Raw genomic sequence first — 13,979 nt, 5'->3', positions numbered from 1 at the left:
TGCGGTGCCTACCGGGGAAGCGAGCGGGACTTCATCAGGGGCTGGATGCGTGTGCCGAAGTTCTCCAGTCCTTCGAGGAAGTCGTCGAAGACGAGCATGATGCCCTTGGTGCCCGCGACCTCCGCGACTTCGTCGAGCATCTTCGCGACGGTCTCGTACGAGCCCACGAGCGTGCCCATGTTGAGGTTCACCGCGCCCTCGGGCAGCACGATGGTCCGGGCCGTGGACGTCTCGTCGGCGGTGGTGTCGGTGGCCGACTCCCCGGCCATGTACGCCAGCGCGGCGAGGTCCGCGTTGTCGTGGTAGTCCTGCCACTTCGCCCGGGCGGCGTCGTCGGTCTCGTCGGCGATGACCATGAAGAGGGAGAGCGCGCCGACGTCACGGCCGGTCTCCGCCGCCGCGTCCACGAGCGTGGCGGTGGTGTCCGACAGGGCGAGCGGGGTGTTGACGCCGCTGCCCAGGATGAAGTTGTACTCGGCGTGCTCGGCCGCGAACCGTATTCCGGTGGTGCTCTGTCCCGCCGCCACGATGTCGATGTGCCCGTCCGCCGGGCGCGGCGACAGCACACAGTCGTCCATCTCGTAGAACTCGCCCTTGAAGTTGCTGACGCCCTCGCTCCACAGCTCCTTCATCACGGTGACGTACTCGGCGGCGCGGGCGTAGCGGTTGCCGAAGTGCTGGTCGCCGGGCCACAGGCCCATCTGGGAGTACTCGCCGGGCGCCCAGCCGGTGACGATGTTGATGCCGAAGCGGCCGGGGGCGATCGAGTCGATGGTCACCGCCATGCGCGCGACGATGGCGGGCTCCAGCGCGAGGATCGGTGTGGAGGCGTACAGCTTGATGCGTTCCGTCACGGCGGCCAGGCCGGCCATCAGCGTGAACGATTCCAGGTTGTGGTCCCAGAACTCGGTCTCGCCGCCGAACCCCTTGAGCTTGATCATGGACAGCGCGAAGTCGAGCCCGTGCTCCTCGGCCTTCTGCACGATGGCCTTGTTCAGCTCGAAGCTCGGCCGGTACTGGGGCGAACTCTTCGATATCAGCCAGCCGTTGTTGCCGATCGGGATGAATACGCCGATGTCCATGCCGCTCCTCGTGGGCAGGGGAAAAACCTGACGGTGTGACAACGTGCGTGTGTGATCAAGGGGTTCCAGGATGCCTGCGGATGTGGTCGGGCGCCATGAGGCAGGTCTTCCGAACGGCACCGGCCACCACCTCCGCGACCGCCCGGACACCCGGCCCTCGCCGGACCCTGATTTCCGGGGTCCGGTTCCCCCGGATGCCGAGTATTGTCACCCGGACGTCCGAGGCGACACCGGCGGAACGCCGATGCAACTCGGCCTGGAATGCTGCCTGTTGGGAGCCCTGCCCGGCAGTCGGCGCAAAAGGTGTGAATCGTGCGCAGCACCGCGTTACATGAGGCGGGAACGGTAAAATTTACGGTATGAACGCACGTCTGGCCCTGCTCGGAGCTGTGGACCCCGGCGTCACCGAGAGCGAGGTCTTCCGGCTGGCACTGCAGCACGCGGTGGCCGAGCTGGGCGCCCTCGGTGGAGCGATCCACCTGCGTGGTCCGATGTCCGCGCTGCGGCTGGTCTCGTCGACGGGACTGCCGCCCGCCCTCACCGGCCCCTGGGAGATCATCGACCAGGAGGGCCCGACGGCCCCGGCGCGGGCGCTGCACCAGGGCAGTGGTGTGTGGGTGCAGGCGGTGGGCCGCGACCCTGTGTGGCCCGGCACCGGTCTGGCCGCCGTACCGCTGTCCAGCGGGGACCGGAGCATCGGCGCGCTCACGGTCCTGATGGGCGAGCAGGGCGAGCCCACTCCGCGTCAGTGGGACTTCCTGCGGGATCTGGTCGCCTGGGCCGAAGAACGGCTGAGCCAGGCTCCGCCGCCCGTAGGGCCCTCCCAGACGGAGTCGGCCGGCGACCGTGACCGCCTTCGGCAGGCTCTGAAGGAGGTCAGTGTCGGTTCGTGGGACTGGAACATCCAGACCGGCGACCTGCTGTGGGACGAGGCGGCCCTGGAGCTGTACGGCACCAGACCGGAGGACTACACCGGCAGGGTCGAGAACTGGATGAGGATCGTCCACCCCGACGATCTGGCGCCCACCCTGGACGCGGTCGGCAGGGCGATCCGCGACCACGGCGTGTTCGACGCCGAGTACCGGGTACGGCGCCTGGACGGCACGTATGGCTGGACCCGGGCCCGCGCCCGGGCGACCTACGACGAGCACGGCGAGGCCGAGCGGATGATCGGCGTCGGCTGGGAGAGCAACGAGTCCCGCTCCGCCCGGGATTCGCTCAGCCGCGCCCTGCGCCATATGAGCGACGGTTTTCTCGCGGTGGACGACGAGTGGCGGATCACCTTCGCCAACCTGGAGGCGGAACGCATCCTCGGCCTCTCCGAGGAGGAGCTGTTCGGACGCCTCCTGTGGGAGCTGCCCACGGCGCGGGAGGTCCCGGGTCTGGAGGACCGCTGCCGGAAGGCCGCCGCGGAGGAGAAGCCCGTCGGTTTCGACGCCCAGGTGGGGGACGCCGGCCGCCGCTACCACCTGCGGCTGGTCCCGGGGCCCGACGGCGTCACGCTCTATCTGACCGATGTCACCGAGAAGCGGCAGCACGAGGAGGAGCGCCGGGCGTCCGAGCTGGCGGCGGCCCGACGCGCCGTCCGGATGGGCGAGTTGACGGCGGCTCTCGCCAAGGCGACGACCTCGCGGGACGTGGTGGCCGCGGTCGCCCGCCGGGTGCTGCCGCCGTTCGCCGCCACCGGGCTCCTGGTCCAGGCCGTCGAGGGCGACCGGCTGCATACGGTGGGGGCGGACGGCTATCCGGACGACTTCCTGGCCACCGTCGACGGCCGCGCCCAGGGGCCCGGTGAGCCGTCCTGGGACGTGATCGCGTCCGGTCTGCCGATGTTCCTCTCCTCGGTCGAGGAGTACACGGCCCACTACCCCGAACTGGCCGGCCGACCGTCCCGGGCCGCCAAACAGGCGTGGGCGTTCCTGCCGCTGACGGCGTCCGGACACACCTTCGGCGTCTGCGTCGTGGCCTTCGACCGCGCCCGCCGCCTCACCGACGAGGAACGCACCCTGCTGACCACGATCAGCGCCCTCGTCGCCCAGGCTCTGGAACGGGCCCGGCTCTACGACGCCGAGCACACCCGGTCCCGCGAACTCCAGCGGAGCCTGCTCCCCCGGGCCCTGCCCGAGCTGCCGGCGTGCACCGCGGCGGCCCGTTACCTCCCGGCGGGCCAGGGCATGGACGTGGGCGGTGACTGGTACGACATCATCCCGCTCTCGGGCGGCCAAGTCGCCCTGGTGGTGGGCGACGTGATGGGCCACGGTCTGCCGGAGGCGGCGACCATGGGCCGGCTGCGCACCGCGCTGCACACCCTCGCCGACCTGGAGCTGCCGCCCGACGAGATCATGAGCCACCTCAACGAACTCGTCGCCGGTATGGGCGAGGAGTCGTACGTGACCTGTCTGTACGCGCTCTACGACTCGACGACCCAGATCTGTTCCATCGCCGGGGCGGGTCATCCGCCACCGGCCGTGGTCCACCCGGACGGCACGGTGCACTTCCCTCAGCTGTCGGCCGACCCGCCGCTCGGCGCCGCTGAACCCCCTTTCGAGACGGTCGAGTTGAAGGTGCCGGAGGGAAGTCTCCTGGTGCTCTACACCGACGGCCTGGTGGAGTCGTCGAAGCGCGAGATGGACGAGGGCATGGCCGACCTCGCGCGTCTGCTGAGCACGGCGCACACCACCGGCACCGGCGGACCGGCGGACCTGGAGCAGCTCTGCGACACGCTCACTGCGGGCCTGCTCCCCGCCGAACACCCGACGGCCGACGACGCCGCGCTCCTCGTCGCCCGTCTCCACGCCCTGACGGGCGACCGGGTGGCCTCCTGGCCGCTGCCCGAGGATCCACGAGCGGCGGGGCAGGCCCGCCGCCACGTCCGGGAGCAACTGCGCACGTGGGGTCTGGAGGACCTGACCTCGACCACGGAACTCCTGGCCAGCGAGCTGGTGGGCAACGTGGTCCGTCACGCCAAGGGCCCGGTCAGTCTGCGCCTGCTCCACGGCGCCGAGTTGATCTGCGAGGTCTTCGACGGCAGCCTGACGATGCCCCGTATCCGGCGGGCCACGGACACGGACGAGGGCGGCCGCGGCCTGCAACTGGTCACCGCGCTCTCCCAGCGCTGGGGCACGCGCTACACACCGACCGGCAAATGCATCTGGACGGAGCAGTCACTGCTCACCTCGGGCGTCCGGGAGGAACTGCCTTCCGACGCCCTGGAGTTGATGTTCCCGAAGGTCGAGGACTTCACCGGGGACCTCGACGCGCTGCCCTTCGGGGACGAGGGCTGAGAGACGCGCGACCGGGCCTGCTGGCCGGTGCCGTCCGTCCGGAGGGGCCGCCGGCCGGGAGATGCCCTCGACGGCGGGTTCGGCGAGGTGCGAGCGCGTGACGATGACGGCGGACCGCCGTGTCCGTGGACGGGTTCTCAGAGCGCGCTGGACGTGGCGGGAGGGCCGGTGCAACTCGCGCTGGCCGATGGGGAGTCGCCGCTGGGCGGCGCCGCGGACCCGGCGACGCTACGGCTCCACGGCATGACGCTCCCTCAGTTTGGTCGCTTCCGGCATGAGTTGGCTGGTGATCGCGCTGGGTTCAGGGCACCAGGACGGTGCGTATGCCCGGGACGTCGGGTGCGTTCCACGCCGTTTCGACGTCGGCGAGGGGGACCGGGTCGGCGGTGACCGCGAGGCCGCCGTTCTCGATCTCGTCGATGAGGGACGGCAGTTGCTCCAAGTACGTCCTGGGCGACACCGCGCCCTGACCGACGCCCTGGAGGCGGAAGTTCGCCGAACGCAGTGCCACTGAGGGCAGTTCGACGCTCGGGCCGGCCATGGCGCCGATGTGGATCCAGTCCAGGGCACGGCCGCGGTCGGCGCGGGCCTGCAGCAGCGCCATGATCGCGTCACCGGCGGGCTTGCCCCACAGGTAGTCGATGACCAGGTCGACCTCGGCGGCCTCCTCGGCCAGGGCGGCCGCGGTGGCGTCGGCGTCGTCGGTGAGCGCGACGGTCGCGTCGGCGCCGAGTCCGGCGAGGGTCGCCAGGCGGGCCCGGTCGCGGCCGGCGCCGACGACCCGGCCGGCGCCGAGCCGCTTGGCGACCTGGACGGCCATCTGCCCCGCGTTGCCGGTTGCGCCGAGGATCAGCACCGACCGCCCGGCAGCGATCGGGACCCGCCGGCGCAGCGCCACCCAGGACGACATGGCCGGGTTCATCGCCGCGGCGATCTTCACGACGTCCACGCCCTCGGGCAGTACGACGCTGCGGCGGCTGTCGATGACGGTCCTGGTGGCCATCGGGCCGACGAGTTCCTCGTCGGCGACGAAGTAGACCGTCCGGCCGTCCTCGCGCCTGCCGACCCCGTCGACGCCGGGCACCATGGGCAGCTTCCCGGTGCTGGTGTAGTGACTGCCCGATGCTCCGCTGCGCACCCGGGGGTGCAGGCCCACCGCGAGGACGTCGACGAGCACCTGGTCCTCGTCGCGGGGTTCGGGCAGGTCGAAGGGTTCGTAGCGGGGCGGGTTGTCGAACGAGCTGACGACGGCGGCGTGCACGTCCATGGGGTTCTCCTCGAAGTTGGTACGCGACCCAAAGGTTTTGGTACGTGGCACAAATTAAAATAGTAGGTGCCACGTACCTTTACAAGTAGAATCCGCACATGACGTCACCCAAGGAAGAGGATCTCGGGCTGGTCGACGCCCTTGCTCAACTGTCGTTCCTGGTACAGAACGGCCTGGCCGAGATCGCGGGACGGTACGACCTGTCGATCACCCAGACACGGCTCCTGGGGATTCTGCGGGACCGCGAACCGACGATGAACCAGCTCGGCCGCCACCTCGGCCTCGACAAGTCCTCGATCACCGGCCTCGTCGACCGCGCCCAACGCCGCGGGCTGGTCACCCGCACCGCCAGCACGGTCGACCGCCGCTCCTTTCAGGTGTCGATCACCGACGACGGCCGCCGCCTCGGCGAGGAGATCGGCGCGCGGTTCGCGGAGCTGATCGAGAGATCCGTCGCGCCGTTGTCGGAGGCCGACCGGAAGCGGCTGTCGCGGCTGGCGACGCGGATCGTGACCTCCGACGCCGACAACCACGGGATCGACCTGAGCACACTCCCCGATCGGGACGCGTCCTCGGGATCCTGATCCACGGCGGGCGAGTCACGGGACGCCACCGCCTTGAACCGGCTGGTGCGCGGTGGCGGTGTCCGCGCGTGCTCAAGGGCGCCGCCGAACCCGCCGATTCCGGTGGCACCTCGCCAGTTGGGCCAGGTCAGAGACTGCCAGGCCGCACCAGACCGGTTCTCTTGACGCCGCTCAGGATGGGGGTGACCTCGACGGTGGTGATGTGGGTGAGGGCGCCGAGGGTGTCGCTCAGGAAGTGGTAGAGCGCGTCGAGGTCGGCGGCGGCGACGGCCACGAGGAGATTGGCCGCGCCGGTGGTGGCGGAGGCGAAGCGGACCTGCGGGTGGCGGCTGAGTTGCCGGCCCGTCTCCTCCAGGCCGCCGGGTGCCACGGTGATCCACAGCAGTGCCTCGGCACGGATGCCCAGCCGGGCGAGGTCGACCTCGGTCGCGAGCCTGAGGACCTGGTCGCCGACCAGCGCCTCCAGTCGGCGCCGGGCGGTGAGGGGGGTGGTGTCGGCGCGTTGGGCGAGGTCGGTGTAGGAGGCTCGGCCGTCCTCGACGAGAGCGGTGATCAGCGCCTGGTCGAGCGGCTGGAGGGCCGAGCGGGCGGCAGGGGCGGAGGTGTCCGGTCTCAGGCTCGCCAGCTCGGCCTCCGTCAGCAGGCCGCCGCTCCAGTCGAAGGCCGCCGGGAAGACCCGTAGCAGGACGTGCGAGGTCCACGACTGGATCGCGGGGGTGGCCGGAAGATCGCGCAGCAGCAGCGAGTTGCGCGCGTCCGGCCCGTCCAGGAACAGGATGGTGCAGATCTCGTCGCCGCCGCCCAGGACGTCCACCCAGACGGTGTCGGCGCGGCGGGCGAGGGTGGCGGCGATGGCGCTGATCTGGTTGGGGCGGCACCGGATGCGCAGGGCCAGCGGAATCAGGTCGGGGAACCACACGGGGTTGCGTACGGCGGTGGCGCGCAGGGTCCTGTCGTGGAACAGCGGTGCCGCGCGCCGCACCACGGTGCGCTCCGAGATGCCCAGGACGCGTCCGAGGGTGCGCCACGAAGCCCGCGGGGAGGCCAGCAGCGCGGCGGCGATCCGGCTGTCCGTCTCGTTCAACGGATGGCTTGCTTTCGCCGTATTCCTGGGACTCTTGTCCTTCATTCTCGCTTTCAACTCCTCTTTCTGGCTCGGATCAATACTCAGGGATAGAAACGTGTCAGAGCAACCGGAACGAGAGAGGTGCGCATGATGGCGGCTGTCGCGGAGACGGATCGGGGCAAGGTCAGGGGCATCACGCAGGGCGAGGCGATCTCCTTCAGGGGAATCCCGTACGCGGCGTCGCCGGTCGGTGAGTTGCGCTTCGCGCCGCCGCGACCGCACGCGGGATGGACCGGGGTGCGGGATGCGGTGCAGGCCGGACCGGCCGTCCCGCAGGGCGCCTCCCGCCTGGAACAGGTGATGGGGCACCGGGTGCCGGACTGGGACGAGGACGGCAGCCTGACCGTCAACGTCCACACTCCTCCACGGGCGTTCGAGGACAACGCGTCCCTCCCGGTCCTGGTGTGGTGGCACGGGGGCGGCTTCACCAGCGGCTCCGGCGGTTGGGACTGGTACGACGGGGGCCGACTGGCCGCGCTGGGCGACATCGTGGTGGTCACCGCCAACTACCGTGTGGGTCCGCTGGGTTACCTCTACATGCCGGAGATCGGCGCGGCCAACCTCGGTCCCCAGGACCAGGCCGCCCTGCTGGCCTGGGTGCGGGACAACATCGCCTCCTTCGGCGGCGATCCGCGCAGGGTGACCGTCGGCGGGCAGTCGGCCGGAGCGTATTCGGCGCTGTCGCTGGCACTCGATCCGAAGACCTCGGGATGCGTGAACCGGGTGCTGCTGCAGAGCGGTCCCTTCGGTCTGGTGCCGCAGGACCCGCAGAGCGCGACCGAGAACGCCGAGGCCTATCTACGGCTGCTCGACGTGCCGGCCGGAGCGGATGCCGCCAAGGCACTGCGCGCCCTGCCCGCCGAACAGTTGCTGTCCGCCTACGGACGGCTCGCCGGCCAACTCGCGCGTCCGGGCAACGCCGCCCCGCCCATGTATCCGGTGCTCGGTGGCCCCGGCGTCCCCCAAGACCTGCTGCGGGCGCTCACGGACGGTGCGCTGGAGGGCAAGGGGCTGCTGATCGGTACCACCCGGGACGAGGCGACGGCCTTCACCACCTTCGACCCGCACATCCAGAACCTCACCCCCGCCGGTGCGTTGGACCTCCTGACCGGCCAGGTCGGCGACCGGGCCACCGAGATCTATCAGCGGTACGCCGCCCGCCTTGAGGCGCCCACCGCCGCGCAGGTCTTCACGGCGGTGCAGACCGACGAGCTGTTCCGCGACGGCTCGTTGCGGATCGCCGACCACCACGCGGCGGGCGGCAACGCGACCTACGTCTACCGGTTCGACTACCGTCCGACCGAGGACGAGCACGCCCTGGGCGCCACCCACTGCTCCGAACTGCCCTTCCTCTTCAACACCTTCGACGCCTACCCGGACAGCCCGATGCTGGGCCGCCCCACCGACGCCGTACGGGCGCTGGGCCGCACGTTCGCGACCGCGGTCACCCAGTTCGTCACGACCGGTTCGGTCGACGACTGGCTGCCTTACACACCCGAAACTCCCGCGCGCATCCGGCACTTCGGCCGAGTCCGGTGATCGTCGGTCCTCAGCCGGTCGGTGTGGCATCCGAAGGCGTCGGCGAAGGGCTGTCGGTCGCGGTCCCGGTGTCCGGGCAGTCGGGAAGTGACAGACCGTCGGGGCCGCCGGCGAGCGCAGTGGCCGTGACCCAGCCGGTGCCGCCGGCGCTGAGGAGCAACTCGGCCCACAGGTCGCTCGTGTAGCCGTGGGCCTGCACCGTCTCGCCGTGGGTGACGCACACCGCGTTGTACTCGCCTCCCGGTTCGATGTGGCTGGTCTGGTCCCCGGCGGTTCCAGGGGCAGTGCGGACGGGCGCGTACGCGGCGCCCTCCACCGGTGTGGTCCCCGGCACGGCAGTGTCGGAGGGCTGCTCCGAAGGCTGGTCGGAGGGTTCGTCGGTGTCGCTCGGCGAAGGCGAGGGCGCCGTCGCCGCGACATACACCGTGGCCGGCGATCGTCGGCTCACGGTCACGTGGTCCCCCGGCTTCGGGGCGCCCTCGTCGACCGGGGGCAGTCGCACCGGGTCGGCCGAGCCCTCGGTGGGGATCACGACCCGCGAGACGGTGCCCTCCGCCGTACCGTCGGCCTGCTCCGCCGCGTACTGCACCTGAAGGCAGTCGGCCGTCAACTGGGCCACGGTGTCGGTGACTTCGGCTCCCGCGGACACCTCGGGGAGCGTGATGCCGATGGCGTCGGTTCCCGCGCACGAGGACGCCGTACTGGTCGGCACGGGCGAGTCCTGTTCCTTCGGGGCGTCGGCTATCCGCAACTGGGTCACGCTGCCCGACCGTGTCCGCGTGGCGTCGACGACGATCGTGCCGCTCTGCGCCAGGGCGAGGGGCTGTCCGTTCAGCGCGGGCCGGACATTGCGGCCCTTCGCCTCGATCCTGTAGAGCGAGTAGACCGAACTTCCGCTCTCTTCGGCGTAGTTGGCGTATCCCGCGGACGCGACGTGGACCGGCCCCGTGGTCCGGTCCACGTACGCGCTCTGGTCGGCTGCCGTACCCCGCGTCAGATGCCGGATGGCCGCCACGAGGTACGGCTTGGGGTTGCCCAGCTCCTGCTGGAATCCCGACACCGACACCTCGCCCAGCGGTGTGACGATCGACGCGTCCGCGGTGACGCTGATGTTGCCCGACGAGTCGATCGTGAACGTCACCGGCAGGAAAGCGGGTTTGAAGGAACCCGTCACCTCCTGGGCCGGCTTCTTGCAACCGGTGGCCAGCAGCGCCGCGAGCAGTACCGGCACGGATAGCCTCACCATGGAACCCCGCATACGTTCCCCCCGAAAACGAATCCCGATCCGCGGGTCGTACGCCGGGCTGAGCACACCGGGTCGCGCCCGCGTTCGTGGGCTGTCCGACCAGTGTGATTTCGAAGCGGGGTCCGGGTCTTCGGGGCAGCCACCCGTCCCTGGACCGGTGTTCTCGGTGCTGGCCCTGATGCCCTCGCCCATGGAGTCCGCCAGCATGAGGTCATGGGCCGCAGCGTGCTTGTCGTGGACGACGATCCCGCCTACCGAGCCGCCGTGCGCGCCTTGTTGGAGGCCGACGGTGCGTACGCCGTGTCGGAGGCCGCTTCGGCGTCGGCCGCCGTCACGGAGATCACCCGGGGCAAACGGCCCGACCTCGTGCTCCTGGATCTGGGGCTGCCGGGCGAGGACGTGTTCGCCGCCGCCCACGAGCTGAAGGCGCTGGCGACGGACGTGGTGATCGTGCTGTGTTCCGTGCGCGAGGCCGACGAGTTCGGCGGGCGGATCGCCTGCTCTCCGGCGGCCGGTTTTCTGCCGAAGGCGCGGCTGTCGGCCGCCGCGCTGGCCCGCTTCGCCGCCCCGGACGGCGCCGGTCACGGGCAATCGCGCACGGGCGGCGAGACTCCTCACCTCGGCCCGGAGTTCTGAAGACGCGGTGGCGGTCAGACGGCTCGGTCGGACTGCAGATACGTCAGAACGGCGAGGACCCGCCGGTGGTACTCGCCCTCGCTCTCGTCGGGGAGTGCGAGTCGTCTGAAGACGCTGCCGACATGGGTCTCGACCGTCTTGACGGTGACCACGAGCTGACTCGCGATGGCCGGGTTGGTCAGCCCCTGCGCCATGAGCTTCAGCACCTCCAGTTCCCGGGTGCTGAGCCTGGCCAGACCGTCGTCCCGGTGGGGGCCGTTGAAGAGCAGGCGCAGGACCTCCTGGTCGAACTCGCACTCTCCCTGGGCGATACGGCGCACCGTGTCCAGGAAGTGTTCGTCGGCCACCCGTTCCTTGAGGAGATAGCCGACGCCCCTGACGCCGGAACCCGTCAGTTCGGTGAGATGGGTGACCTGGACGCTCTGGGAGAGCAGGAGGATCCCGACACCGGGATGGGACTGCCGGATGTCCACCGCGGCCCGCAGGCCTTCGAGCCGTTTCGTGGGCGGCATCCTGATGTCGATCACCGCGAGGTCGGGTTCGGTGCGGGCGACCGCCGTGCGCAGTGCGTCGGCGTCGCCGACCTGCGCGGTGACTTGGTGCCCTCTGCTCTCCAGCAGCGCGGCCAGCGCGGACCGGAACAGCCTTTCGTCGTCGGCGAGCACGATGTTCAAAGGGCGGGCCGCCGGCTCGTCTCCTGGCCGTCCCCCTTCCGGCGGCGTTCCCGAAGCCGTCATCCTCGTCCGTCCTCCCCCTCGGCCGAAGCCGCCCGCCCGGAGCGCGCGTCCTCGGAACCTGGCTGCCCGGAGCTTCCGGTCACCAACGTGGCCGACACGACCGTCCCTCGACCCGGCGCGCTGCTGACCGTCATCTCGCCGTCGAACACCGCGACCCGGTCCCGAAGACCGAGCAGTCCGGTGCCCCCGTCCGGGTCGGCACCGCCGACACCGTCGTCGGCGACCGTGAGCCGCAGCACGCCGTCCTCGTACCGGACGTCGATGCCGATGGCCGTCGCGTGGGCGTGCTTCAGGGCGTTGGTGACCGCTTCCGCCGCCACGAAGTATGCGGTGGCCGCGAGGGGCCGCGGCAGCTCGGGCACCGCTGCCGCGCTGACCTGGACCGGGCACGGAGACCGGGCGGCGATCATCTCCAGGGCGGCCACGAGTCCCGTCTCGCTGAGGACAGCCGGGTGGATTCCGTGCGCGAGGTCGCGTAGCTGGTCCATGCCCTCGCCCATCAACTCAGCGATACGGTCGAGCAGTTCGGCCAGGTCCTGGTCACGCGTGGGCTGGTTCGCCACCTGTCGGCGGGCCAGCCGGAGCGTGACCAGCGCGGTGACGAACCGCGACTGCGCGCCGTCGTGCAGATCGTGCTCGATCCGTCGGCGTTGCTCGTCGCCCGCTTCGACGATGCGGGCGCGGGAGGCACGTACCTCGGCCAACTGCGCGCGCACCTCGGCGGCGAGCCGCTGGTTGTCCAGTTCCAGGGCCACCGCCGACACGACCGCCTCCAGCACATACCGGTCCTCGCGCAGCGCCGGGTCATGGAGGAGGACGCCGACCCGCCGGCCGTTGCGTTCCAGCGGGCTGACCTGCTGTCCGGGCTCGGCGGTGAGCGTACGGCCCCGGCTGTCGACGTATCCGGTCTCGTCCGGGGCAGGGAAACCCACCTCTACGGAGCTGTCGCCGAGCGCTTTCGCGAGCGCGTCCCGCAGGTCTTCCTCCGACGCGAGCGGCATCCGGCGGAGCAGGTCGGCCACGGCGGTCCGGCCCATCCGGACCCGCCACACCCCGGCCAGGAACGCCAGCGGCAGCAGGAGCACGGACACATGGGCGATGTTGATGAGAGGGGTGTGCGTCCAGGAAGGCCCGGTCCCGAGCATCCCGTCCAGCGCGGAGGCGAGACCGCCCACCAGGCCGACGGCGAAGAGCGGGGCGAGCACCCGCCGGGCCGGGCGGGTGGCGGTCGCCCAGCGGACCAGCAGGACAGCGACCACCGCTCCGCTCATGACGAACTGCACCACGTCCGTCGCCTGCCGCAACCAGTCCACGGGGTGCACCAGCAGCAGGTTCCGTACGACCGAGGTGGAGAACAGCACGCTCACCGGCATCAGCCCGAAAGCCGTCAGATATCCGGCGCCGGCCAGTACCCGGTCGATCCGGGACCGCAGCAGGCCGTCCGGGAACATCAGCAGCAGCGGGACGAGGAACCCGCTGGACGCCGAACGGACGAGCAGTCCCACGGTGTGCACGACCGGATCCGGGCTGATCTGCAGGTCCTCCGCGAACCAGCCGATCCCCACGAGCAGCATCATCAGCCCGACCCGGTTGCCGGGCCGCCGCAGCCGCGCCAGCAGCCCCGCGCCCAGGTACAGGCCGCCGACGGCTCCCGAGAACAGGATCGTGGTCGTGGTGGTGTACCGGCCCGGCGCCGTCACGATCAGTACGTACGTCCCGAACACCGCGCCGGACACGGCCAGGACAACGGCCTCACGGCGGGCCGGCAGTCGTCGTATCCGAAGCCACGAAGGCGAGACCCGCCGCCCTCCCCTGGGCGTCGTCACGACGGGCACCGCGCCCGGGGACGGCACGTCCGCGGCACCAGACAAGTAAGCCGCCCCCTCCCCCAACGACGCGACTACTCACCGTAGCGCCGAAGTGACGGCTCTCGTGGCGGAATCCTCGCATTCCGGTAACTCCGTCCACAGACGGGCGAGTTGCGGCGGCCCCGTACCGCCAGGCGCTATAGCTCAGGACTGAGCCGCTCCTCCGGGATCACCGCGACGCCGAGGATCTCGATCATCGCCTCCGGCTGCCAGAGCGCGGTGGTGCCGATACCCGCCATCGCCGGGTAGACCGGGCCCGCGAGCTCGCGCCAGACCTTGCCGATCTCCTTGCCGTGCGCCTGGTAGTCGGGGATGTCGGTGAGGTAGATCGTCAGGCTCACCAGGTCCTCGGGGATACCGCCGGCCGCCCGCAGTGTGGTGAGCACGTTGCCGAACGCCTGCCGGAACTGCTCGACGATGCCGCCGGGGACGATCCGCATGTCCGCGTCCAGGGCCGTCTGTCCGCCCAGGTAGAGCGTGTTGCCGCTGAGCGTGCCGTGCGAGTAGCCGCTCGGCGCGGGGAGCGAGGGCGGGTTCACCGGGATCGGAGTCGTCATTGCGGGTTCCTCCTCGGACGGGCTGGTGCGGTCAGCCTAACCCATCTATTGAC

General features: G+C 70.8%; 11 protein-coding genes. 4 read left to right on the top strand and 7 right to left on the bottom strand.

Annotation, left to right across the window (positions count from 1 at the left end):
• Positions 1-8: 8 nt before the first annotated feature.
• Positions 9-1,082 (bottom strand): pyrimidine utilization protein A, encoded by a 1,074-nt coding sequence (rutA, locus tag AB0M63_RS27045; protein ID WP_355908878.1) that lies wholly within the window; start codon positions 1,080-1,082, stop codon positions 9-11.
• A 359-nt stretch (positions 1,083-1,441) separates the two neighbouring features.
• Between rutA and AB0M63_RS27040 the strand changes: the two genes are divergently transcribed.
• A complete protein-coding gene (locus tag AB0M63_RS27040; RefSeq protein WP_366021220.1) occupies positions 1,442-4,366 on the top strand; it encodes a SpoIIE family protein phosphatase in 2,925 nt (974 codons plus the stop codon).
• Positions 4,367-4,667: 301 nt separating this feature from the next.
• On the opposite strand, the gene AB0M63_RS27035 is transcribed toward AB0M63_RS27040, so the two are convergent.
• The gene (locus tag AB0M63_RS27035) at positions 4,668-5,633 is read right to left on the bottom strand and encodes a zinc-binding alcohol dehydrogenase family protein (RefSeq protein WP_366021219.1); all 966 of its coding nucleotides are present in this window, start codon (positions 5,631-5,633) and stop codon (positions 4,668-4,670) included.
• Between the two features lie 98 nt (positions 5,634-5,731).
• Between AB0M63_RS27035 and AB0M63_RS27030 the strand changes: the two genes are divergently transcribed.
• Positions 5,732-6,217 (top strand): MarR family transcriptional regulator, encoded by a 486-nt coding sequence (locus AB0M63_RS27030; protein WP_355908869.1) that lies wholly within the window; start codon positions 5,732-5,734, stop codon positions 6,215-6,217.
• A 127-nt stretch (positions 6,218-6,344) separates the two neighbouring features.
• On the opposite strand, the gene AB0M63_RS27025 is transcribed toward AB0M63_RS27030, so the two are convergent.
• Positions 6,345-7,346, bottom strand: a complete 1,002-nt coding sequence (locus AB0M63_RS27025) for an AsnC family transcriptional regulator (protein WP_366021218.1) — start codon at positions 7,344-7,346, stop codon at positions 6,345-6,347.
• Between the two features lie 87 nt (positions 7,347-7,433).
• On the opposite strand from AB0M63_RS27025, the gene AB0M63_RS27020 reads away from it, so the two are divergent.
• Complete coding sequence (locus AB0M63_RS27020) at positions 7,434-8,882, top strand: carboxylesterase family protein (RefSeq protein ID WP_366021217.1); 1,449 nt, start codon at positions 7,434-7,436, stop codon at positions 8,880-8,882.
• A gap of 10 nt (positions 8,883-8,892) precedes the next feature.
• Here AB0M63_RS27020 and AB0M63_RS27015 read toward each other — a convergent pair whose 3' ends face one another.
• The gene (locus AB0M63_RS27015) at positions 8,893-10,128 is read right to left on the bottom strand and encodes a hypothetical protein (RefSeq protein ID WP_366021216.1); all 1,236 of its coding nucleotides are present in this window, start codon (positions 10,126-10,128) and stop codon (positions 8,893-8,895) included.
• A gap of 213 nt (positions 10,129-10,341) precedes the next feature.
• Here AB0M63_RS27015 and AB0M63_RS27010 point away from each other — a divergent pair, with 213 nt between their 5' ends.
• A complete protein-coding gene (locus AB0M63_RS27010) occupies positions 10,342-10,764 on the top strand; it encodes a response regulator (protein ID WP_366021215.1) in 423 nt (140 codons plus the stop codon).
• Between the two features lie 14 nt (positions 10,765-10,778).
• On the opposite strand, the gene AB0M63_RS27005 is transcribed toward AB0M63_RS27010, so the two are convergent.
• The 3 genes from AB0M63_RS27005 to AB0M63_RS26995 all read right to left on the bottom strand — a co-directional run bounded on the left by AB0M63_RS27005 (position 10,779) and on the right by AB0M63_RS26995 (position 13,926).
• The gene (locus AB0M63_RS27005) at positions 10,779-11,501 is read right to left on the bottom strand and encodes a response regulator transcription factor (protein ID WP_366021214.1); all 723 of its coding nucleotides are present in this window, start codon (positions 11,499-11,501) and stop codon (positions 10,779-10,781) included.
• Complete coding sequence (locus AB0M63_RS27000; RefSeq protein WP_366021213.1) at positions 11,498-13,327, bottom strand: ATP-binding protein; 1,830 nt, start codon at positions 13,325-13,327, stop codon at positions 11,498-11,500. Before AB0M63_RS27000 ends, AB0M63_RS27005 begins: the two co-directional genes overlap by 4 nt.
• 179 nt (positions 13,328-13,506) lie before the next feature.
• Positions 13,507-13,926, bottom strand: coding sequence for a RidA family protein (locus tag AB0M63_RS26995; protein ID WP_355908851.1), 420 nt, complete (start codon positions 13,924-13,926; stop codon positions 13,507-13,509).
• Positions 13,927-13,979 lie beyond the last annotated feature (53 nt).

Source organism: Streptomyces sp. NPDC051576 (assembly GCF_040681835.1).
GTDB lineage: Bacteria > Actinomycetota > Actinomycetes > Streptomycetales > Streptomycetaceae > Streptomyces.
Note: the sequence above shows the minus strand (reverse complement) of the source record. Positions and strands in the feature narration are given on the sequence as shown.